The following is a 20,210-nucleotide window of genomic DNA, read 5'->3' as shown; positions in this document are numbered from 1 at the left end:
GGAACCGGTGAGGTTTGCGTTAAGCAGTCTTTACCGGGGGACCGGCAGGCGGAAACATCGGCGGCGGAAGATAGGGCCATGCCCGTCATTCCGCCGGCCGAAAGGATCTGCCCGTGATCACCAGGAACCTTTTCATGCAGGGCATCTATCACTTCCAGGGTGTGGGGATGGAGAAACCCGTGCCCCTGCACAGCGAGCTCTCGCACTATGTCCCGGACGGCGTCGTCAACCAGGCGCTGTACTTCCGCGGCGGCAACTCCAGCGGCGAACTGATCGCCGTGGTGCTGATGCGCAACGGGGTGCCCATGCGGTATTTCCCCATCGGCGCCAAGGGTGACGTCCACGTCCCGCTGCGCGTTGTGGAGGACATCGAAGGCGGCTCGGCCATCGAGCTCTACCTGGCCGCGCCCGAGGGCGTCAACGGCACCGTGGTGATTGACCTGGGCATGGTGGAGCACTGATGACCAGCGTGGCCGAACGGGCCCAACCCCGGCCGGGCGGCCGGGCACGCAGCCGGGACAGCCGCCGGCGCCTGGTGGTCATCGGGAACGGGATGGCCGGAGCCCGCGCCGTGGAGGAGATCCTGGCCAGGGGCGGTGCGGAGCAGTTCAGCATCACCATGTTCGGGGACGAACCCTACGGCAACTACAACCGGATTATGCTCAGCCATGTCCTCTCCGGGGAGGAAAGCGATGCGGACATCTTCCTCAACCCGCTGTCCTGGTACGAGGACAACGGCATCACGCTCCACGCGGGAGTCCGGGCGGACAGGATCGACCGGTTCGCCAAGCACGTGTTTTCCAGCGACGGCAGGGTGACGCCCTACGACACCCTGGTCATCGCCACGGGCAGCCGCCCGCACCTGCCCCCGATGGACGGCCTCTACACGCCCGGCGGCTCGGTCAAACCGGGCGTCTTCGGCTTCCGCACCATCGACGACACCCGCAAAATGGCCGAGCACGCCCGGCATGACCATCACCGGCGTGCCGTGGTGATCGGCGGGGGCCTGCTGGGGCTGGAGGCCGCCGCCGGGCTGCGCAGCTTCGGGCTGGGGGTGGACGTGGTCCACTCGGGCGGCCACCTCATGAGCGCGCAGATGGGGCCCGACGGCGGTGCGGTGCTTCGCCGGAGCGTTGAGGCACTGGGCATCGGGGTGCTGACGGGCAGCCGGACCACCGCCGTGCTCGGCAGGGACAGGGTGACCGGCGTCAGCCTCCGCGACCGGCCGGACATTGACTGCGACATGGTGGTGGTGGCGGCCGGGATCCGTCCCAACGTGGACCTGGCTGTCCTCAGCGGACTGCCGGTGGAGCGGGCCATCGTGGTGGATGACCGGCTGCGCGTGCAGGATGAGGACGACATCTACGCCGTGGGGGAGTGCGTGCAGCACCGCGGTGAGGTGTACGGGCTGGTGGCACCGCTGTGGGAGCAGGCGGTGGTGCTGGCAAACCACGTGACCGGCGCCGATACCAGCGCCGCGTACCTGGGTTCGCGGACCGCCACTAAGCTCAAGGTGGCAGGAGTCGAGGTCGCCTCCATGGGCCTGCAGGGGCCGGAGCTCGACACCGACGAGCACATCGTCTTCTCCGAACCCAGCCGCGGGGTCTTCAAGTCCATCGTGGTCCGCGACAACAAGATGGTGGGCGCCACCCTCCTGGGCGACAGCCGCAAGGTGGCGTTCCTGACCCAGGCCTACGACCGCGGCCTCCCGCTGCCGGAGGAGCGGCTTGGCCTCATGTTCGATCTCGGGACGCCCGGGGAGGACGTGGGCGTGGCGGAACTGGATGATGACGCCCAGGTCTGCAACTGCAACGGTGTCAGCAAGAAGGACCTGGCCGCAGCCGTGAGGGGCGGCTGCGCCTCGGTGTCCGGGGCCATGGACGCCACCCGGGCCGGGAAGGGCTGCGGCTCGTGCAAGCTCCTGGTGAAACAGGTGGTGGAGTGGGCGGCGGACGGGGCCGTGGAGGAGGATCCTGCCGCCACCTACTACGTACCGGGCATCCCTCTGGACAAAGCCGCATTGATGGCAGAGATCCGGAAACGCGGGCTCCGGTCCGTTTCGGCCGTGTTCCACGCGCTGGCTCCTGGCGGCGCCGAGGACGCGAAGTCCAAAATGGGCCTGGCGTCCCTGCTCAAGATGATGCTCGCGGACCAGTACGTCGACGAACGCGATGCCCGCTTCATCAACGACAGGGTGCACGCCAACATCCAGCGGGACGGGACGTTCTCCGTGGTGCCGCAGATGAAGGGCGGCGTCACGTCCGTGCAGCAGCTGCGCCGGATCGCGGACGTGGCCGAGAAGTACAACGTGCCCCTGATCAAACTCACCGGCGGCCAGCGGATCGACCTGCTGGGCATCCCCAAGGAGGACCTGCCGCAGGTCTGGGCCGATCTGGACATGCCGTCCGGGTACGCCTACGGCAAGAGCTTCCGCACCGTGAAGACCTGTGTCGGGAAGGACTTCTGCCGTTACGGGACGGGGGACTCCACCAAGCTGGGCGTCGAGATCGAATCCCGGTTCCAGGGCATCGAGTCGCCGGCCAAGCTGAAGCTGGCAGTCTCCGGCTGCCCCCGCAACTGCGCCGAATCCCTGGTGAAGGACGTGGGCGTGGTGGCTGTGGAAGGCGGCCGCTGGGAAGTCTACGTCGGGGGAGCGGCGGGAGCCCACATCCGCAAGGGCGACCTCCTGGCCACCGTTGACAGCCCGGAAGAAGTGAAGGTCCTGACCGGCCGTTTCATGCAGTACTACCGCGAACACGCCAACTGGCTGGAACGGACCTACGCCTTTGTGCCCCGGGTGGGCATCGAGCATCTCCGCGCGGTGATTGTCGAGGACGTGGAGGGGATTGCGGGGCAGCTGGATGCCGCGATGCAGGCGTCCGTGGACAGCTACGTGGATCCGTGGAGCGAACGCGTGGATCCGCTGACGCCCGGCCAGTTCAGGACGTCTTTGCCGCTGACGGTCCTTCCGCAGGTGCCGGTCCGATGAGCGCCACCGGTGCGGCCGCAGCGTCCCACATCCTCGGCCCCGTGGACCAGGTTCCGTTGGGGGAAGGCAGGGCATTTGCGGTGGACGGCGAACAGGTGGCCGTCTTCCGGCTGCGCGACGGAACCGTGCGGGCGCTCGCGGCAGTCTGCCCGCACCGGGGCGGCCCCATCGCGGACGGCACCATCGACCGCCAGCAGGTGATCTGCCCGCTGCACCAGCACGCGTTCGACCTCACCAGCGGCTGCTCAACCACCGGCGCCGAACCGCTGCAGGCCTACCGCGTGAGCGTGGACGGTGAGCAGAACCTTGTGTTGGAGACGGGCGGGGTGTAGTGCGGGTCACGTAGCACCCCGGTGGGTCTTGTAGGATAGACGAGCCGCGCGAAGCTTCGGCGCCGCAAGAGATTCCGCTCACATTCGGATGCCCAGAAAGCATTAATCCGAATTTGTGGGCGGAATCATGCGTGTTCCGGATGCGGCCAACCCCCCAACCCACAAGGAACAGTTGTGCCTCAAAGTACCCCCACAGATCTCCAGAACCCCACGGCACCATCCGCCGCCGTCGACCCCACCCTCAGCGCTGAGGGTTACAGCAAGACGCTGGGCAGGCGCCACGTCACCATGATCGCCATGGGCGGCGCCATCGGCGTCGGCCTCTTCATGGGCGCCGGCGGACGCCTGGCCTCCACCGGCCCCGCCCTGATCTTCTCCTACGCCATTGCCGGCGTCATCGCCTACCTGCTCATGCGGGCCCTCGGCGAGCTCATCATGTACCGCCAGACTTCCGGCTCGTTCGTGAGCTACGCCGGCGAAATGTTCGGCAAGAAGGGCGCGTTCCTGTCCGGCTGGATGTACTTCATCAACTGGGGCATGACCGGCATCGCCGAGCTGATCGCCATCGGCCTGTACTTCCAGTTCTTCTTCCCCAATGTTCCCGTGGAAGCTTCCGCCATCGCCGCGCTGGCCCTGCTGGTGGCCGTCAACCTGCTGAGCGTCAAGGCGTTCGGCGAGTTCGAGTTCTGGGCCTCCTGCCTTAAGGTGGGCGCCATCCTGACCTTCCTGGTGGTGGGCACGTTCATGGTGGTCACCAACGCCCAGGTGGGCGACGGCAACGCCTCGGTGGCCAACCTGTTCGCGGCCGAGGGCGGCATGTTCCCCAAGGGCGCCCTGGTGATGGTGCTGGTGCTCAACGCCGTGATCTTCGCCTACAACGGCATCGAACTGGTGGGCATCACCGCCGGCGAGATGCAGAACCCGCAGCGCGAAGTCCCCAAGGCGATCCGCGCCGTCGTCCTCCGCATCGTGGTGTTCTACGTCGGTTCCGTGACCCTGCTCGCCATGCTGCTGCCGTCCGACCAGTACGTGGCCGGCACCTCCCCGTTCGTCACCGTGTTCGGCCAGATGGGCCTCGCCTGGGTGGGCGACGTGATGAACATGATCGTGATCACCGCGGCGCTGTCCTCCTGCAACTCAGGCCTGTACTCGATCGGCCGTGTCTTCCGGACCATGGCCAACAACGGCCATGCCCCGCAGTGGCTCACCCGGATGTCCCGCCGCCACGTTCCGTTCGCGGCCATCCTGGCCATCGCGGCGTTCTACCTGGTGGGCATCTTGCTGAACATCTGGCTGGGCGGCTCGCACGCCTTCGACCTCGCCCTGAACACGGCTTCCATCGGCGTGATCTTCACCTGGGGTGCCATCTTCGCCAGCCAGATCGCGCTGCGCCACAAGAAGGGCGTCACCTCCAGCCTGCCGATGCCCGGCTCCCCGTGGACCAGCTGGGCCGGCCTGGTCTCGCTGCTGATTATCACGGTGCTGATCGGCTTCGACACCATGACCAGCAAGTCCGGCGAGGTGTTCTACCTGGGCCTGTGGACCCTGGCCACCATCCCGTTCTTCGCCCTGCTCCTGTGGCTCGGCTGGCAGAAGGTCAAGGCCAACGAACCGAAAAACGCCCTGTACAGCTGACGGTCCGCCGCCCTACCCCGCCCCAATCGCCGGAACGGTGCCCGCTCGCCCGAACGCTCCAGCGTCCGGGCACCGTTCCGGCGATTTGGATGCTGTCGCGGCCGTGGGGATCGGACTCAGCGCCGGAGGGCAGCGAGGATCCGGTTCTTGAACTCGTGCTCCCGGAACAGGTCGCTCCATTCCACGCGGACGAAGAGCCACCCGTCTTCAGTGAGTGCTTTCTCCCGGCGCCGCTCCTGGAAGAGGACCTCGGCAGTTGGCTTGTAGTCGAAATACTTGACCCTTCCGTCGAATTCCAGGGCCACCTTCTTTTCCCTCCATGCGAAGTCAAGACGATGCCGGCCCACGCGGCTCTGGACCTCCACTTGGGCCTCGGGCAGGGGAAGCTGCAGCCGCACCAGAAGCTCCCGGGTCATCGTTTCTCCGGCCGACTCGGCGCGGATATCCGCGTTCGCCAGCGCCCGGCGAAGGTTTCGTATCCCGCTGCGGCCGAAAAGATTGCCCGCCATGGCATGCATCAGATCGGGGTTGGCGCCCAGTCTGAGCGCATGGTCCACGAGTATCAGCGCCTGGCGGTATTCGAGCATCATGGCGCAGTCCACCACTGTCCGCTCAAGGGTTGTGACCCTCAGCTGTCCCAGGGTTGTCACGTCCGCCTCGGTATATGCCCGGGTATGGCCGCGGACATCCTTCCCGAGGCGTTCGCCGGATGGCCTTACCCGGAGCAGCACATGGATCAGGTTGTCCGCGTTCCACAGGAACAGGCCGTGAAGGCGGGCGGCTGAGGTGTGGCTGTAGACGAAGTTCCCCGTTGACGTGGTCAGCGTGCCATGGGCGTGCGCATGGATCAGTTGCAGGCCGCGGACTGTGGGAGACTGCTTCTCCCACAAGGAGGCCCGGATGTAGCAGCCGTACCTGAGGCGCACCAGGCCGCCGCGGCTGACCAGACGCCGGATGGCCCGCGAGTTGAGCCCGCTGGCATGCAGCTGGTCAGTGCGCCACAGGTTTCCAGTGGCCGGCAGCTGTGGCAAAGGAGCGGGGACTTGTGTCATCCGCCTAGCCTCCGGTGCGGAAAACGCCCTGGCCAGGTGTCGTCGTCGTTATGTGGAAAGCCCGCCCGTCGCCGGAACGGTGCCCGGTCGCCGGAACGGTTCAGCGTCCGGACACCGTTCCAGCGATTACGACTGCGGGGGCCGGGAACGGTGGTGCGGAGCGGCCGGCGGGGGCAGACTTGGGCGTGTGGACGAACCGTGGGTGCTGCACGTGGACCTTGACCAGTTCATCGCAGCCGTCGAAGTGCTCCGCCGGCCCGAGCTCGCGGGAAAGGCGGTGATTGTTGGCGGCCGCGGTGATCCCACTGAGCGGGCGGTAGTGTCCACGGCGTCCTACGAAGCCAGGGCCTACGGCGTGGGATCGGGAATGCCGCTGCGCATCGCAGCACGGAAAGTTCCCGACGCCGTAATCCTGCCCGTGGACCACGAGGCCTACCTCGAAGCCTCCGAGAAGGTCATGGCGGTACTGCGCTCACAGCCCGGCGCCACGGTCCAGGTGCTCGGCTGGGATGAGGCCTTTGTTGGCGTCCGGACGGAAGATCCGGAGTCCTATGCCCGCCGTTTGCAGCACGCCGTCCTGGAGGCGACGCAGCTCCACTGCAGCGTAGGCATCGGCGACACCCTGGTCCGCGCCAAGGTGGCAACGACGTTCGGCAAGCCGGCCGGGGTTTTCCGGCTCACGGAAGGCAACTGGCTGGAGGTCATGGGGAGCCGGCCGACGATCGAGCTGTGGGGCGTGGGGACGAAGGTGTCTGCCCGCTTGGCCAAGCTCGGCATTGGGACGGTTGCCGAGCTTGCCGCGGCCAACCCCGATGACCTGGTCCCCGAGTTCGGCCCGAAGATGGGTCCCTGGTACGCGCAGTTGGGGCGGGGCGACGGCTCGCGGACAGTCGACGACACACCCTGGGTGGCGCGCGGGCACAGCCGGGAAACCACCTTCCAACAGGATCTGACCGGGTCCGGGCAGATTGATGGTGCTGTGAGGGAGCTGGCGGCCCACGTCCTGGAGGACGTCGCCGCCGAGGGGCGGCCGGTGATCGGGCTGACGCTCAAGGTCCGCTACGCGCCGTTCCTGACCAAGACGTACGCCCGGAAGATCCCCGAAACATCGGACCCCGCGGAAGTGCTGGCGCGCGCCCTCGACCTTGCGGCGAAGATCGAGCCGGGCCGGCCCATCCGGCTCCTTGGGCTGCGCGCCGAAATGACGATGCCCGAGGATTCCCGGCAGGGGCATACCCCAACCCGCAGCGGATGGTGACGGGCTCCATCGATTGCTGCGTATCTGCCTTTATGCCGCCCCAAAACGGCAGTATTGGAGCAATCGATGAAGGTGTTGGCGGGGATACCCGCGGACATGCAGAACGGCGGCGGATCCCGTGGGATCCGCCGCCGTTTCGCCCTGCTTCAAGCCGTCCTGCTTGGGGCCGCCCGGCCCAGCCGGAGCGGCGCAGGAAAACCTAGTCGCGCTTGAACTCGTCCTTGACGCTCTCGCCGACCTTCTTGGCGTCGGCTTTGACCTGGTCCGCCTGGCCTTCGGCCTTCAGCCGGTCATTGTTCGTGGCGTTGCCGGCCGCTTCCTTGGCCTTGCCGCCCATGTCTTCCGCTGCGTTGCTGATCTTGTCTCCGAGGCCCATGATGGTGGCCTCCTTTCGTTTCCGGTGATCGAACATTTTCACACTAACACGAAGCATGCTTACTAATTCAAGTCCCTCAGGGGCGCCGGGTTCTGTCGATTGCGGGGGTCCGCGGCTAGGCTCGAACCCATGGACCACAGCATCAGCCTCAGCCAGCACATCCACGCGTCGCCGGAAAAAGTCTGGTCCGTCATCACGGACATTCCCGGCTCGGCCACCACGCTGAGCGGGGTGGAGTCCGTCCAGCTGCTGACGGACGGCCCGTACGGCGAGGGAACGCGCTGGAAGGAGACCCGGAAGATGATGGGCAAATCCGAGACGGTGGAGATGTGGGTGGCTAAGGCTGAGCCGCCGCGCAGCACCACCGTCAAAGCCGTCCAGGGCGGCGCCGACTACAGCACGCTGTTCACCCTCGCACCGCGCGACGGCGGAACGGACCTCAGTGTGACGTTCGGGGGAGAGATGCACAAGCCGACCGCCGCAACCCGCATCATGATGGCGGTCTTCGGCAAGATGGCAATGGCGGCCACCCGGAAAGCGCTCCGCAAGGACCTGGCAGACATAGCGGCCAAGGCGGAATCCATCTAATGGCCGCGCGCACCCCGCGGGCAGCACCTCCCGGCGTCGCGGCACCGCGCCTGACCCCTGTCCGGCTCGAAAACCTGACCGACGTCGCTGAGCCGGACTTCCAGCGCGGAGGGCGGTACGACGGCGCGCGGTACAGCCGCGTGGCTGCCGAGGGGATGGACCTGGGTGGTGCGGATTTCATCGATTGTGAGTTCCGGGGCGCGGCGTTTAATGAAGCGCAGCTGCGTGGCTCCACCTTCCGCGACTGCATCCTGGAGGAGTTGTACGCGCCGGTCTTTCTGGCGGCCCGTTCCACCTGGCGGGAGGTTGAGATCCGGAATGCCCGCCTTGGTTCTGCCGAACTGTACGAGAGCGGCTGGCAGTCGGTCAGCATTGACGGCGGCAAACTCGATTTCCTCAACCTCCGTGCCGCCAAGCTCACCGACGTCGTGATCAGCGACTGCATCATCAACGAACTGGACCTCGGCTCTGCCACCGGAATGCGGGTGGCCCTGAAGAACTGCACCATCGGCTCCCTGGACCTCAGCGGGGCCAGGCTCAAGGACTTTGACCTGCGCGGCACGGAGCTCAGAGGGATCAGCGGTCTCGGCAGCCTTGGCGGCGTGGTTATTGACGACTCCCAGCTTGGCCTCCTGGCGCCCCTGCTGGCAGCTCATTTGGGGCTCACGGTCCTCTGAGCCTTCGGAGCGCCGGTGCGCTGAGGGGTTCCCGTATCCACGGCACACCCTCCCGTGTACTATTTACAGAACGAACGGTCGGTAAGTGAGGTTTAGCTGGCCGCTGATGACAGTGCTGTTTATCGCGTGAAGGGTGTTTCCATGGCTGCAACCGCAGGTGCACAGGCTTTCCTTGTTGGCGGGGTACGAACGCCGGTGGGCAGATACGGCGGGAGCCTCTCCGCTGTCCGTCCCGATGACCTGGCCGCCCTGGTGCTCCGGGAGGCGGTCAGCCGGGCCGGACTGGACCCGGACAGCATCGACGAGGTCATCCTGGGCAACGCCAACGGAGCCGGTGAGGAAAACCGCAACGTGGCCCGGATGGCCACCCTCCTGGCCGGACTGCCCCTCCACATCCCCGGCATCACCGTCAACAGGCTGTGCTCGTCAGGGCTGAGTGCCATCATCATGGCCAGCCACATGATCAAATCGGGTGCGGCGGACATCGTGATTGCCGGCGGCGTGGAATCCATGAGCCGGGCGCCCTGGGTGCAGGAAAAGCCCGCAACGGCGTTCGCAAAGCCGGGCGCCATCTTTGACACGTCCATCGGCTGGCGGTTCGCCAACCCGCTGTTCCAGAAGGGCGAGCTTTCCCGCGACGGCAAAATGACCTACTCCATGCCGGAGACCGCAGAGGAAGTGGCCCGCGTGGACAACATCTCCCGCGAGGACGCCGACGCCTTTGCCGTCCGGTCCCACCAGCGCGCCCTGGACGCCATCGCTGCCGGGCGGTTCAAGGACGAGATCGTCCCGGTGACCGTCAGGACCCGCAAATCCGAGACCGTGGTGGACACGGATGAAGGCCCCCGCGAAGGCACCACCATGGAGGTCCTCGCCAAACTGAAGCCCGTGACGCACGGAGGTTCCGTGGTCACCGCAGGCAACTCCTCCACCCTGAATGACGGGGCGTCCGCCATCATCGTGGCCTCCGAAGCCGCCATCGAAAGGCTCGGGTTGACGCCCCGGGCACGCATCATCGACGGCGCCTCTGCCGGCTGCGAGCCGGAGATCATGGGCATCGGCCCTGTCCCCGCCACCCAGAAGGTGCTCAAGCGGAGCGGCCTCAGCGCAGGTGACCTGGACGCCGTCGAACTTAACGAAGCCTTTGCCACGCAATCCCTCGCCAGCATCCGGCGCCTTGGCCTGGATCCGGACATCGTGAACAACGACGGCGGCGCGATCTCCCTGGGGCACCCGCTGGGTTCCAGCGGGGCGCGGATCGCGATCACCCTCTTGGGCCGGATGGAGCGCGAGGACGCCAGGAGGGGCCTCGCCACCATGTGCATCGGCGTGGGCCAAGGTACGGCCATGCTGGTGGAGAAAGTCTGATGGCGGGCCCCGTGGACCTGGCCGCCGAGAAGTTCCACACCCTTCTGGTGGAGGAACGCACCGACCGGGTGGTGGTGCTGCTGAACCGGCCCGAGGTGCGCAACGCGATCGACCAGCAGATGGTGGACGAGCTGCACGTGGTGTGCGCCGCGCTGGAGCAGGAGCCCAAGGTGCTGATCATCGCGGGCGTGGATGGCGTGTTCGCCTCCGGCGCCGATATTGCGCAGCTGCGCGAACGGCGCCGTGACGATGCCCTGCAGGGCATCAATTCCACCATCTTTGTCCGCATCGCCAAGCTGCCCATGCCGGTCATTGCCGCGCTCGACGGGTACTGCCTGGGCGGCGGGGCGGAGCTGGCCTACGCGGCGGATTTCCGGATCGGGACGTCCAGCGTCCGCATCGGCAACCCTGAAACAGGGCTGGGAATCCTGGCCGCCGCCGGTGCAAGCTGGCGGCTGAAGGAACTGGTGGGGGAGCCCGTGGCCAAGCAGGTCCTCCTGGCGGGAAAGGTCCTCACCGCCGAAGAAGCACTGGCCGTCAACCTCATCACCGAAATCCACGACGCACCGGAACTCATGGACGCGGCGCACGGCCTGGCGGACCGGATCACCCGGCAGGATCCGCTGGCAGTCCGGATCACCAAGTCCGTGTTCCACGCCCCCGCGGAAGCGCATCCCGTCATTGACCAGCTGGCACAAGGCATCCTGTTTGAATCCGAGGCCAAATTCGACCGGATGCAGCAGTTCCTGGACAGGAAAAACGACAAGAAAACCGGCACGAAGGACGGCGGCAGTGCTGCCACCGCCGGAACCACGGCAGGCACCGAGAGCGGAGAGCAGAACCGATGAGCACACCCGAACCTTCCCCCGGCCTGCCCACTGATCTTCCCCACTTCGTGGGCGTCCTGGGCGGCGGCCGCATGGGTGCCGGAATCGCCCATGCATTTCTGGTCAAGGGCGCGGACGTGCTGGTGGTGGAGCGCGACGACCAGTCAGCGGAAGCTGCCCGTGAGCGCGTGGAATCAGCAGCGGCCAAAAGCATCGAACGCGGCATGACGGACGTCAACCTGGACGAGATGGTGTCCAGGCTGTCAGTCTCCGTGGATTACGACGACTTCGCGGACCGCCAGCTGGTGGTGGAAGCAGTGCCGGAGGACTGGGACCTGAAAGTCACGTCACTGCGCGGCATCGAGGAGCGGCTGGCCGATGATGCCTATCTGGCCTCGAATACGTCATCGCTGTCCGTGAACGGCCTCGCCGGTGAACTGAAGCGGCCGGACAACTTCCTGGGCCTGCACTTCTTCAACCCTGTTCCGGCATCCACGCTCATCGAGGTGGTGCTGGGGAAGCGCACGTCGCCCCAGCTCGCTGCCGCGGCGAAGGGGTGGGTGGAGGCACTCGGCAAGACCGCCGTCGTGGTGAATGACGCCCCGGGGTTCGCATCCTCCAGGCTGGGCGTGGCCATCGCCCTGGAGGCGATGCGCATGGTTGAGGAAGGGGTTGCGTCCGCCGAAGACATCGACGCCGCCATGGTCCTGGGCTACAAGCACCCCACCGGACCGCTGAGGACCACGGACATCGTGGGGCTGGACGTACGGCTCGGCATCGCGGAATACCTGCACTCCACCCTGGGCGAGCGGTTCGCCCCACCCCAGATCCTCAAGGACAAGGTGGCCCGGGGCGAGCTGGGACGGAAAACCGGCAAGGGCTTTTTCGACTGGCCCGGCTAGGAGCGCAGGTCAGTCGAAGAAGCCGACGATGTAGCCGATGAAGTAGAGCAGGAACAGCAGGACGCCGGCCCCGATGGCGCCCATCCAGAAGATCTGCTGGCCCTTCCCTGAGCCCTTCTGCCGGGGCTCCTGGGTGCCTGCCACCGACCCTTCACCGGGAGGCGTTTCGCCGGGCGGCACCCCGCCGCCGGGCTCCAGGCCTGTGATCTTGTCATCCTCCGGGTCCGGATTGGTTCCTGACACGTAAACTCCCTCGCTCGCCGTCCTGATGCTGTCCCCAGCGTAACCGCCCCAGGTGGTTGCACCTAGGCTGGTGCCGTGACTTTCCTAGAACCCCTTACCCTCACGGGCAGGTATGTAACCCTGGAACCGTTGTCCAGGGAGCACCACGACGGCCTGGTGGACGCGGCCCGGGACGGCGAGCTGTGGCGGCTCTGGTACACCTCGGTGCCGGCTCCCGACGAAATGGCCGCTGAGATCGGGCGCCGCCTGGACCTGCAGGAGCAGGGATCCATGCTGCCGTTCACCACGCGGCTGGTCGACCCCGGCACCGGCGCTCCCGGCCGGATCATCGGCATGACCACCTACATGAACATCGACGCCGGCACGCCCCGGGTGGAGATCGGCTCCACCTGGAACGCCGCTTCCGTTCAGGGAACCGGGACCAACCCGGATTCCAAGCTCCTGCTGCTGCGGCACGCGTTCGAAACCCTGGGCTGCCCGGCAGTGGAGTTCCGGACGCATTGGCTGAACCACCAGTCGCGCGAGGCAATCGCCCGGCTGGGCGCCAAGCAGGACGGCGTGCTGCGCAACCACTCCAGGACCCGCGACGGGCTCCTCAGGGACACCGTGGTGTTCTCCATCCTGGAGCACGAGTGGCCCATGGTCCGGGCGGGCCTGGAATACAGGCTGGCCAAGCGCGGCTAGCTGTTCCCGGCTAGCCGCTTAGTAGGCGCCGGCGGCGTCCAGGGCGGCGTAATACGCCTCGTAGCCCTCGGCATTCGGGTGGAAGCTGTCCGGGCTGCCCGCGCCGCCAAGGTTGATCCACGGGTCCGGGGACGAAGCTCCATGGCCAAGGAAAGCGGACCGCACGTCAACGTAGGTGGCGCCGGCGTCTCCCGCGGCCTCGGAGATGGCGCCGTTCAGGGCGTCGGCCAACTGGGTGGCCTGGTAGACGAACAGCGCCGCGGCACTTGTCTGCCCGGCCGGGATGGGGTCCAGGAGATAGGGGTATCCGGTGACCACTACCTTGGCATTGGGCGCGGCGGCCTGCACGCCCTCGATCATCGAGACGACGTCGCGGTACAGCTGCCCGCTCCCAAGCTGGGCTGTTGCATACGCGGTGGCAGCAGCACACTCCTGGCCCGGGGTTGCACCCGCCAGCGCCACGCCGCAGTAGGTAACGATGGCGCCGAAGCCGAGGTTGTTGCCGCCGGCGGTGATGGTCACCAGTTCGGTGCTCTTGTTCAGCCGCCCAAGCTGGGAGTCCACCACATCCTGGGTTGTCTTCCCGCTGCACGCCTCGTTGACCATCAGTTTGATCGCCTTGGACCCGTCGGCGAGCTCTGAATACGTGTTGTCACTGCGATAGCAGTCATCAAGGTACGGCCCGGCTCCCTGCCCGGCGGCGAAGGAGTCTCCCAGCGCAATGTACTTGGTCTTGTCCGCAGCCTGTGCAGGCATGGTGGCCAGCCCTACTGCCATGGCGAGGGTGGCGAGGCCTGCTGCAAAAGCCGAGCGACGGCGTCGTACGGTGATATTTCCCAAGTGGCTCTCCTTGAACGGGTGGAAGAAGGCAAGTACGAGCCACCGTACTACCTGGCTGTGACGTGCACCTCCTGTGGCCGGTGTGATTAGCTGTGCGGATGAAGAAACCGGGCAGGCCCATGGACTGGGACGGTGCTGTCAACGCCTGGCATGTGGCCGGCGGCGTCTACCGCATGGGCAGGCGCGAGTGGCTCACCGAGTCGGGCTGGCGGCAGGCGTACGACGACGGCATCCGCACGGTGATTGATCTCCGCAACGAGGCGGAGGCGCAGCGCCGGGACACCGATCCCGTGGTGGGGGTGGCAGCCTGGTCCGGGATGGTGGTGGTTTCCGCGCCCACCGAGGAGCCGGGCGATCCGCGTTTTACCGAGGTGACCGGCCCCTACCTCAACGATCCTGCCCACTATCCGGAGAACGCGCGGCTGTTCCCGGACAAGCTGGTGGGCGTCTTCCGCGAGCTCGCGGCAGCCTCGGCCCGCGGCGCCGTGGTGCTGCACTGCGCGGCCGGCCGGGACCGCAGCGGCATGGTGGCGGCCATGGTCCAGGACCTTGCCGGGGACTCCGGGCGGGACATCGCCGACGGCTACCGGCGCGCGGCCCGCGGCATCAACGACCGCTACCGCACCCACGGCCCGCCCCATGCGCGCGAACGCTACCTCAGCGAGGCGGAACTGGTCCCGCTGCTTGAGGCGCGCGGAGAGGCCGTGGTGCAGTTCGTGCGGAGCCTGGATACCCGCGCGTTCCTGCTGGACAACGGACTCAGCGCCGCGGAGCTGGACGCCGTACGGGCGTTATGCGGAGCCGGGGTGTCCCGATGAGCATCCGCCGGGTCCTCTCCCTCGGCGCGGCTGCGGGCGTCCTCGCATCCTCCGCTGTTGTGGCTGCGCCGGGCTGGGCTGTGGTTCCTCCGGGAGACGGCGCGGAGGCCGGCGCCGCCCTGCGCTCGGGCAGTCCCTTCCCGTCGGACGCCGCCCTGGCCGATGCCGTGCAGCGGGACCTCGGCCTCACCCCGGAACAGTTCGCCGCCGCCGGGGACCTCGGTGCCCGGGCCGCAGCCGCCGCCGGGCAGCTCCGGGATGTCCCCGGTTATGCGGGCATCCGGCTCCAGGAGGGGCAGATCGTGGTGTCTGGAACTGGTGCCGAACTCCAGGACTCGGTGGCGGCGCTCGTCGCCGGCATCCCGGGCCTTGTTCTGGAGGCGGCTCCGGCCGGCGCCGCCATGCCCGCCCCGCCCATCCCCGCCGCGCCGAACCCTGCCGCGCCGAACCCTGCCGTGCCGAACCCTGGTTCCGAGCTGGCGCTGAGCACGGAGCAGCTGTTCCAGGCGTACGTGGCCGAGGTGGGGCTGCAGGGACTGCAGGCGGTAGTCACCTCCGGAGGAAAGTTCGTCATCCGGACCGGTGGCGTCAACGCGCCGGAAGCGGCCCCGGACGGTACCGCGGCTGCAGAGGCCACGAGCTCCGAAGCGGGGCACGCCGGGAGGAAATCGCCGGCGGAATTCGTTGCCCGGTTCGCCAACGTGGAGCTCGACGACGGCACGCCGCTTGCCCCGGAGGCCGACGTTCCCGGGGGAGTGGGCTACATCGCCGACACAGGCTGGATCTGCTCCACGGGCTTCTCGGCGTTTGACCCGGCCGGCCTGCCGGCCGTCCTGACGGCAGGGCACTGTGCCTCGGACGGGGCAGCCGTGACGGCGGAGCTGGAATTCCAGTTCAACCGGACCGGGCTGCTCGGAAAGTTCGGCTTCAGCCAGTTCGGCGGCCCCGGGAACAGCCCGGTCCTCCGGCCCGGGAGCGTGGATGATCCGCTCCAGCCGGATGACCCGGGCAACGTGGGAACAGATATCGCGGTGGTCGAATCCCTCCGTGAGGACCTGGACCCAGTGCCGGCAGCGAGCACCTGGGGCGTCGTGTCCCAGCCGGAACCCGACGTCAAGATCATCGGGACGGCCGAGCCCGTGGCGGGAATGCCGGTGTGCCGTTCGGGCCGGACTTCGGCCTGGTCCTGCGGCACGGTGGATGCGGTGGGGATCTTTGTGGTTCCCGGGCCCGGCTACGCGGCGGACCCCAACGACCTGCGGGCGTTCAACGGCTTCCTGTCCTACGGCGTCCAGTCCAGCGGCGGTGATTCAGGCGGCCCGTATGTCAGCGGCAACTACGCCGTGGGCACCCATGCCGCCGGCGACACTCCTGACGAGCAGGGCAACGTGGTGGAAAATTTCGCAGTCGGGGCCACCCTGGCGGACAGCCTGGCCGTGCTGCCCGGTTACCAGCTGGAACTCTTCCTGAACACGCCTTCGGTGACCTCTCCCGCGCCCGGCACCACTTATGAACCGGGGCAGGACATCAGTGGTGCCGTCCCTGCGGCCCCTGCCTCTGCCGTGGCTGCCGGTTCAAAAGTCCGGATCACCCTCCGTGAGCAGGACTCCTTTGATGTCCCCGTCAGCGCAGACGGAACCTGGAGCTTTCCGGCGCCGGAGGGCAAAGGAACACTCCGGTTTACCGCGGAAACGGTCAACGGGTTCAGTGCCTCCGGTGCTGCGGACTTCGAGTTCGCCGCCGCTGCCCCGGAAGAACCGGCCCCGGCTGAACCGTCCCCGCCGGTGCAGCCGGAGCCGGAAGAGCCCCCGGGCAGCCCGTTGCCCGCCCCGGCGCCTGTGCCGGCAGACCCAGCCCCGGCGAACCCGGCCCCGGCTGACCCGGCCCCGTCGCCGGCGGATTCCTCCCCGGCGGGCCATGACGTCGTCGTCGTACCTGTGCCTGCCGCCACCCCTCCCGCGGACGCGTCAGGCGTCTACGCGCGCGACCGTGACAGCGGCGGCCTGGCGTACACGGGTGCCAGCGCGGTCCCCGCAGCGGGCGCGGCCGCGGGGGCGATCGCCGTCGGAACCTTGCTGATGGCACTCGTCCGCCGCCGGAGGCAGCACACGCCGGAATAACGGCGCGATCAGGCGCGGCCCGCAGGCTACTTGTGGCGCCGCATCAGCAGGTTGGTGATGCGGAGGGTGCAGAGCCGCTGACCGGCCTCGTTGGTGATGAGCACCTCGTGGGTGGTGAGCGTACCGCCCAGGTGGATGGGTGTGGCCGTGATGGTGATCTGCCCTTCCCGCGCGGAGCGGTGGTGGGTTGCCGAAACGTCCACGCCCACCGCCGTCTTGCCCAGCGTGCTCGCATGGATCACGGCCGCCCAGGAGCCCACCGCTTCACCCACGGCCAGTGACGCCCCGCCGTGGAGCAGCCCGAAAGACTGCCTGTTCCCCTCCACCGGCATGGTGGCCACCACGCGCTGGACGGACTCCTCAATGATCTTGACGCCCATCTTCTCGTCCAGTTCGCCGAGGGTGATCTTCCACAGCTCATGCGCCGAAGGCTTGCTCTCGGCAGCATCCATGGGTGATGGGGCGCTCATAAGTTCTCCTTGTGGTGGCCGAATACCGTCCTGGCCTTCTAGTGTGCAGCACGGCACTTCATGTATGGTGAATATATTACCGAACGGACGGTCAGTAATGACTCGTCCTGTTTGCCTGCCCCTTTGTTGGAAGGACCCGTCAACGATGACCACCACAGCCACAGCTCCCCAGGCCACGGTCGACACCGTGGAGACAGTGCCCAGCTTCATCATGGATTCGTGGTGGACGCCCGACGCCGGAGCGGCAGCTTCCGCAACGCCGGTCCGGGACGCGAGCACGGGGGAGGTCCTGGCCAAGGTGAGCACCGAGGGGCTGGACTTGGCCGCCGTCGTTGACTATGGCCGCACCACCGGCCAGGAGGAACTCGGCCAGTTCACTTTCCACCAGCGCGCCCTCAAGCTCAAGGAGCTGGCGCAGTACCTCAATGCCCGGCGCGAGCACTTCTACGCCTTCTCCGCCCAGACCGGCGCCACCAAGGTGGACTCGATGATCGACATCGACGGCGGCATCGGTGTCCTGTTCACGTTCGGGTCCAAGGGCCGCCGCGAGCTGCCCAACTCCCAGGTGGTGGTGGACGGGCCCATGGAGGTGCTGTCCAAGGACGGTTCCTTCGCCGGTGAACATATCTACACCCGCATCCCCGGCGTGGCCGTGCAGATCAACGCCTTCAACTTCCCCGTCTGGGGCATGCTGGAGAAGTTCGCCCCGGCCTTCCTCGCCGGCGTCCCCACCATCGTCAAGCCCGCCACTCCCACCGGGTACGTGGCCGCGGCGGTGGTCAAGGCCATCGTCGAATCGAACATCCTCCCCAAGGGCTCGCTGCAGCTCATTTCCGGCTCCGTCCGCGGCCTGCTGGATGTCCTGGACTACCGCGACCTGGTGGCCTTCACTGGCTCCGCATCCACGGCCCTGTCCCTGAAGTCGCACCCCAACGTGGTGCAGGGCGGGGTCCGGTTCACGTCCGAGACCGACTCCCTCAACGCCGCCATCCTCGGGCCGGATGCCGTGGAGGGAACCCCGGAATTCGACGCGTTCGTGAAGTCCGTGGTCACGGAGATGACGGCGAAGGCAGGGCAGAAGTGCACGGCCATCCGCCGGGCCATCGTGCCGCAGGAGATGGTTCCGGCTGTCTCTGCCGCCATTGGCAAGCGGATCTCCGAGCGCGTTGTCCTCGGTGACCCCCGCGCGGACGGCGTCACCATGGGCGCGCTCGCCTCGGTGGAGCAGCTCAAGGATGTCCGGGCAGCCGTCCAGACGATGCTGGACAACGGCGGTGAGCTGGCCTACGGGACGCTCGATTCGCCGTCGGTCACGTCCGCGGATGGATCCACGGGCGTGGTGGACGGCGGCGCGTTCATGGCGCCCGTCCTGCTGAACTGGCAGGACCCCGAGGCGGAGGAAGTCCATTCCCTGGAGGCGTTCGGTCCCGTGTCCTCGGTGATCGGGTACAAGGACGTTGCCGACGCCGTCCGCCTCGCCGCCCGCGGCGGCGGCTCCCTGGTGGCCTCGGTCTGCACCAACGATCCCGCGGTGGCCCGGGAACTGGTCACCGGCATCGCCGCGCACCACGGCCGTGTGCTGATGCTCAACCGCGAGGACGCCCGCAGCTCCACCGGGCACGGTTCGCCCGTGCCGCACCTGGTCCACGGCGGGCCCGGACGCGCTGGCGGCGGTGAGGAACTGGGCGGCATCCGGTCGGTCATGCACCACATGCAGCGCACCGCCATCCAGGGTTCACCGAACATGCTCACCGCCGTCACGGGTGTGTGGCATGCGGGTGCGGACCGCAACTTCACCGTCGAGACGGAGGGTACCCACCCGTTCCGGAAGTCGCTGGAGACCCTGAGGATTGGCGACGCCGTCCGGTCCGACCTGCGCCAGGTCACCCTGGAGGACATCACCGCCTTCGCCAACTCCACCGGCGACACGTTCTACGCCCACACCAACCATGAGGCGGCGGAAGCCAACCCGTTCTTCCCGGGCATCGTGGCGCACGGCTACCTCCTGCTGGCCTGGGGTGCCGGGCTGTTCGTGGAGCCGGCGCCGGGGCCGGTGCTGGCCAACTACGGGCTGGAAAACCTGCGGTTCATCACTCCCGTGGCGGCGGGCGACTCCATCCGGGTGACGCTCACCGCCAAGAAGATCACCCCGCGCGAAACCGATGAGTACGGCGAGGTGGCCTGGGACGCGGTGCTCACCAACCAGAACGACGAGATCGTGGCCACCTACGACGTCCTCACCCTCGTAGCCAAGTAGCCCCGCAACCAAGTAGCCCCCCCCGGCACGCTCTCTCACTTAACGCCCGTTTTTCTGCGACGCTCTCTCACTTAATACCGGTTTTTCGCCAACGCTCTATCACTGCCCCTGGTGGGTGATAGAGCGTTGGCGATTAATCCGCATCAAGTGATAGAGCGTTTGGGGATTTCCTGCATCAAGTGAGAGAGCGTTTGGCTGAACCGGACGGTGGGGGCGGCCGGTTCTTTTTGGCGGGCGGAAGCGTAAAATTCTGCCCGTAGGAGGTGGCCACATGAACCTAAGAATGAACACAGCCACAACCGTCCTGCCAGTCGATGATGCAGCGCGCGCCCGAAGGTTCTATACCGAAAAGCTCGGACTCCCGCACCGCGGCATGACAGGCGACGGAAGCGAATTGCTCGGCAGCGACGGCGGCCCCATGCTGCAGTTGATGCCGGTCTCGGACGGAAAGCACTCGGAGCACACCGCACTGAGCTTCGAGGTCACGGATATCGAAAAAACGGTCCGCGACATGGAAGCCAGGGGTGTCGCGTTCCAGGACTACGACCTGCCCAACCTGAAGACAGAGAACCACATCTGCACCACCGACTCGGAGAAGTGCGCGTGGTTCATGGACAGCGAGCACAACATCCTGTGTGTCCACGAAAAGCTCGGCGTCCAGGCCGAGTACGAACTCTAACCACACACCGGTGAAACACGAAGGGGCGCCCCGGAATACCGGGACGCCCCTTCGCCGTGCTGGCCGCCTGCTGTGTTAGCAGCCGGCCGTGCCGG

At 67.2% G+C, this 20,210-nt stretch carries 20 protein-coding genes; 15 read left to right on the top strand and 5 right to left on the bottom strand.

Annotated features, from left to right (window positions below; translation table 11 throughout):
- Positions 1 to 113 precede the first annotated feature (113 nt).
- The 4 genes from AC6CHP_RS10925 to AC6CHP_RS10910 all read left to right on the top strand — a co-directional run bounded on the left by AC6CHP_RS10925 (position 114) and on the right by AC6CHP_RS10910 (position 4,956).
- Entirely contained in the window at positions 114 to 461 is a 348-nt protein-coding gene (locus AC6CHP_RS10925) for a molybdopterin oxidoreductase (protein WP_188726920.1), read from the top strand.
- On the top strand, positions 461 to 2,989 hold the full coding sequence (nirB, locus tag AC6CHP_RS10920; protein ID WP_498229810.1) for a nitrite reductase large subunit NirB: 2,529 nt from the start codon (positions 461 to 463) through the stop codon (positions 2,987 to 2,989). The genes AC6CHP_RS10925 and nirB overlap by 1 nt, the downstream gene beginning before the upstream one ends.
- A complete protein-coding gene (locus tag AC6CHP_RS10915; RefSeq protein ID WP_104184636.1) occupies positions 2,986 to 3,321 on the top strand; it encodes a Rieske (2Fe-2S) protein in 336 nt (111 codons plus the stop codon). The genes nirB and AC6CHP_RS10915 overlap by 4 nt, the downstream gene beginning before the upstream one ends.
- Before the next feature lie 174 nt (positions 3,322 to 3,495).
- Positions 3,496 to 4,956: an amino acid permease gene (locus AC6CHP_RS10910; RefSeq protein WP_498229808.1), complete on the top strand. Its 1,461-nt coding sequence runs from the start codon at positions 3,496 to 3,498 to the stop codon at positions 4,954 to 4,956.
- A gap of 116 nt (positions 4,957 to 5,072) precedes the next feature.
- Here the strand turns inward: AC6CHP_RS10910 and AC6CHP_RS10905 are convergent, their stop codons facing one another.
- A complete protein-coding gene (locus AC6CHP_RS10905; protein WP_498229806.1) occupies positions 5,073 to 6,008 on the bottom strand; it encodes a type IV toxin-antitoxin system AbiEi family antitoxin domain-containing protein in 936 nt (311 codons plus the stop codon).
- Between the two features lie 187 nt (positions 6,009 to 6,195).
- Between AC6CHP_RS10905 and AC6CHP_RS10900 the strand changes: the two genes are divergently transcribed.
- Positions 6,196 to 7,266, top strand: coding sequence for a DNA polymerase IV (locus tag AC6CHP_RS10900; protein ID WP_446686949.1), 1,071 nt, complete (start codon positions 6,196 to 6,198; stop codon positions 7,264 to 7,266).
- Between the two features lie 199 nt (positions 7,267 to 7,465).
- Here the strand turns inward: AC6CHP_RS10900 and AC6CHP_RS10895 are convergent, their stop codons facing one another.
- Entirely contained in the window at positions 7,466 to 7,642 is a 177-nt protein-coding gene (locus tag AC6CHP_RS10895) for a CsbD family protein (RefSeq protein WP_066280975.1), read from the bottom strand.
- 129 nt (positions 7,643 to 7,771) lie between these two features.
- Here AC6CHP_RS10895 and AC6CHP_RS10890 point away from each other — a divergent pair, with 129 nt between their 5' ends.
- The 5 genes from AC6CHP_RS10890 to AC6CHP_RS10870 all read left to right on the top strand — a co-directional run bounded on the left by AC6CHP_RS10890 (position 7,772) and on the right by AC6CHP_RS10870 (position 12,004).
- Positions 7,772 to 8,230, top strand: a complete 459-nt coding sequence (locus AC6CHP_RS10890; RefSeq protein WP_498229803.1) for an SRPBCC family protein — start codon at positions 7,772 to 7,774, stop codon at positions 8,228 to 8,230.
- The gene (locus AC6CHP_RS10885; protein WP_498229801.1) at positions 8,230 to 8,907 is read left to right on the top strand and encodes a pentapeptide repeat-containing protein; all 678 of its coding nucleotides are present in this window, start codon (positions 8,230 to 8,232) and stop codon (positions 8,905 to 8,907) included. Before AC6CHP_RS10890 ends, AC6CHP_RS10885 begins: the two co-directional genes overlap by 1 nt.
- 141 nt (positions 8,908 to 9,048) lie before the next feature.
- The gene (locus AC6CHP_RS10880) at positions 9,049 to 10,275 is read left to right on the top strand and encodes a thiolase family protein (protein WP_498229799.1); all 1,227 of its coding nucleotides are present in this window, start codon (positions 9,049 to 9,051) and stop codon (positions 10,273 to 10,275) included.
- The gene (locus AC6CHP_RS10875; protein ID WP_498229797.1) at positions 10,275 to 11,123 is read left to right on the top strand and encodes an enoyl-CoA hydratase/isomerase family protein; all 849 of its coding nucleotides are present in this window, start codon (positions 10,275 to 10,277) and stop codon (positions 11,121 to 11,123) included. The genes AC6CHP_RS10880 and AC6CHP_RS10875 overlap by 1 nt, the downstream gene beginning before the upstream one ends.
- The gene (locus AC6CHP_RS10870; RefSeq protein WP_498229795.1) at positions 11,120 to 12,004 is read left to right on the top strand and encodes a 3-hydroxyacyl-CoA dehydrogenase family protein; all 885 of its coding nucleotides are present in this window, start codon (positions 11,120 to 11,122) and stop codon (positions 12,002 to 12,004) included. Before AC6CHP_RS10875 ends, AC6CHP_RS10870 begins: the two co-directional genes overlap by 4 nt.
- Before the next feature lie 9 nt (positions 12,005 to 12,013).
- Here the strand turns inward: AC6CHP_RS10870 and AC6CHP_RS10865 are convergent, their stop codons facing one another.
- The gene (locus AC6CHP_RS10865; protein ID WP_174177928.1) at positions 12,014 to 12,247 is read right to left on the bottom strand and encodes a DUF6480 family protein; all 234 of its coding nucleotides are present in this window, start codon (positions 12,245 to 12,247) and stop codon (positions 12,014 to 12,016) included.
- A gap of 75 nt (positions 12,248 to 12,322) precedes the next feature.
- Here AC6CHP_RS10865 and AC6CHP_RS10860 point away from each other — a divergent pair, with 75 nt between their 5' ends.
- On the top strand, positions 12,323 to 12,931 hold the full coding sequence (locus AC6CHP_RS10860; protein WP_188726939.1) for a GNAT family N-acetyltransferase: 609 nt from the start codon (positions 12,323 to 12,325) through the stop codon (positions 12,929 to 12,931).
- 18 nt (positions 12,932 to 12,949) lie between these two features.
- On the opposite strand, the gene AC6CHP_RS10855 is transcribed toward AC6CHP_RS10860, so the two are convergent.
- On the bottom strand, positions 12,950 to 13,771 hold the full coding sequence (locus AC6CHP_RS10855; protein WP_498229792.1) for an SGNH/GDSL hydrolase family protein: 822 nt from the start codon (positions 13,769 to 13,771) through the stop codon (positions 12,950 to 12,952).
- A gap of 98 nt (positions 13,772 to 13,869) precedes the next feature.
- Between AC6CHP_RS10855 and AC6CHP_RS10850 the strand changes: the two genes are divergently transcribed.
- Together AC6CHP_RS10850 and AC6CHP_RS10845 are read left to right on the top strand one after the other, a co-directional pair.
- Positions 13,870 to 14,589: a tyrosine-protein phosphatase gene (locus AC6CHP_RS10850; protein ID WP_229675162.1), complete on the top strand. Its 720-nt coding sequence runs from the start codon at positions 13,870 to 13,872 to the stop codon at positions 14,587 to 14,589.
- Positions 14,586 to 16,709: a S1 family peptidase gene (locus tag AC6CHP_RS10845; RefSeq protein ID WP_498229790.1), complete on the top strand. Its 2,124-nt coding sequence runs from the start codon at positions 14,586 to 14,588 to the stop codon at positions 16,707 to 16,709. The genes AC6CHP_RS10850 and AC6CHP_RS10845 overlap by 4 nt, the downstream gene beginning before the upstream one ends.
- Before the next feature lie 26 nt (positions 16,710 to 16,735).
- Here AC6CHP_RS10845 and AC6CHP_RS10840 read toward each other — a convergent pair whose 3' ends face one another.
- A complete protein-coding gene (locus tag AC6CHP_RS10840; protein WP_310112894.1) occupies positions 16,736 to 17,179 on the bottom strand; it encodes a PaaI family thioesterase in 444 nt (147 codons plus the stop codon).
- A 145-nt stretch (positions 17,180 to 17,324) separates the two neighbouring features.
- Here AC6CHP_RS10840 and paaZ point away from each other — a divergent pair, with 145 nt between their 5' ends.
- Both paaZ and AC6CHP_RS10830 read left to right on the top strand, forming a co-directional pair.
- Entirely contained in the window at positions 17,325 to 19,436 is a 2,112-nt protein-coding gene (paaZ, locus tag AC6CHP_RS10835) for a phenylacetic acid degradation bifunctional protein PaaZ (RefSeq protein ID WP_498229788.1), read from the top strand.
- A gap of 283 nt (positions 19,437 to 19,719) precedes the next feature.
- Positions 19,720 to 20,115, top strand: coding sequence for a VOC family protein (locus AC6CHP_RS10830; protein ID WP_498229786.1), 396 nt, complete (start codon positions 19,720 to 19,722; stop codon positions 20,113 to 20,115).
- Positions 20,116 to 20,210: the final 95 nt, after the last annotated feature.

The organism is Pseudarthrobacter sp. GQ63, assembly GCF_059758765.1.
This window is presented reverse-complemented; position numbering and strand designations above follow the sequence as displayed.

What these genes read in the sequence shown, in the direction of transcription:
- AC6CHP_RS10845 (WP_498229790.1), top strand. Translation starts at nt 14,586, where the DNA reads ATGAGCATCCGCCGGGTCCTCTCCCTCGGCGCGGCTGCGGGCGTCCTC.
- AC6CHP_RS10890 (WP_498229803.1), top strand. Translation starts at nt 7,772, where the DNA reads ATGGACCACAGCATCAGCCTCAGCCAGCACATCCACGCGTCGCCGGAA.
- AC6CHP_RS10830 (WP_498229786.1), top strand. Translation starts at nt 19,720, where the DNA reads ATGAACACAGCCACAACCGTCCTGCCAGTCGATGATGCAGCGCGCGCC.
- paaZ (WP_498229788.1), top strand. Translation starts at nt 17,325, where the DNA reads ATGACCACCACAGCCACAGCTCCCCAGGCCACGGTCGACACCGTGGAG.
- AC6CHP_RS10840 (WP_310112894.1), bottom strand. Translation starts at nt 17,179, where the DNA reads ATGAGCGCCCCATCACCCATGGATGCTGCCGAGAGCAAGCCTTCGGCG.
- AC6CHP_RS10905 (WP_498229806.1), bottom strand. Translation starts at nt 6,008, where the DNA reads ATGACACAAGTCCCCGCTCCTTTGCCACAGCTGCCGGCCACTGGAAAC.
- AC6CHP_RS10850 (WP_229675162.1), top strand. Translation starts at nt 13,870, where the DNA reads ATGAAGAAACCGGGCAGGCCCATGGACTGGGACGGTGCTGTCAACGCC.
- AC6CHP_RS10870 (WP_498229795.1), top strand. Translation starts at nt 11,120, where the DNA reads ATGAGCACACCCGAACCTTCCCCCGGCCTGCCCACTGATCTTCCCCAC.
- AC6CHP_RS10875 (WP_498229797.1), top strand. Translation starts at nt 10,275, where the DNA reads ATGGCGGGCCCCGTGGACCTGGCCGCCGAGAAGTTCCACACCCTTCTG.
- nirB (WP_498229810.1), top strand. Translation starts at nt 461, where the DNA reads ATGACCAGCGTGGCCGAACGGGCCCAACCCCGGCCGGGCGGCCGGGCA.
- AC6CHP_RS10895 (WP_066280975.1), bottom strand. Translation starts at nt 7,642, where the DNA reads ATGGGCCTCGGAGACAAGATCAGCAACGCAGCGGAAGACATGGGCGGC.
- AC6CHP_RS10880 (WP_498229799.1), top strand. Translation starts at nt 9,049, where the DNA reads ATGGCTGCAACCGCAGGTGCACAGGCTTTCCTTGTTGGCGGGGTACGA.
- AC6CHP_RS10915 (WP_104184636.1), top strand. Translation starts at nt 2,986, where the DNA reads ATGAGCGCCACCGGTGCGGCCGCAGCGTCCCACATCCTCGGCCCCGTG.
- AC6CHP_RS10885 (WP_498229801.1), top strand. Translation starts at nt 8,230, where the DNA reads ATGGCCGCGCGCACCCCGCGGGCAGCACCTCCCGGCGTCGCGGCACCG.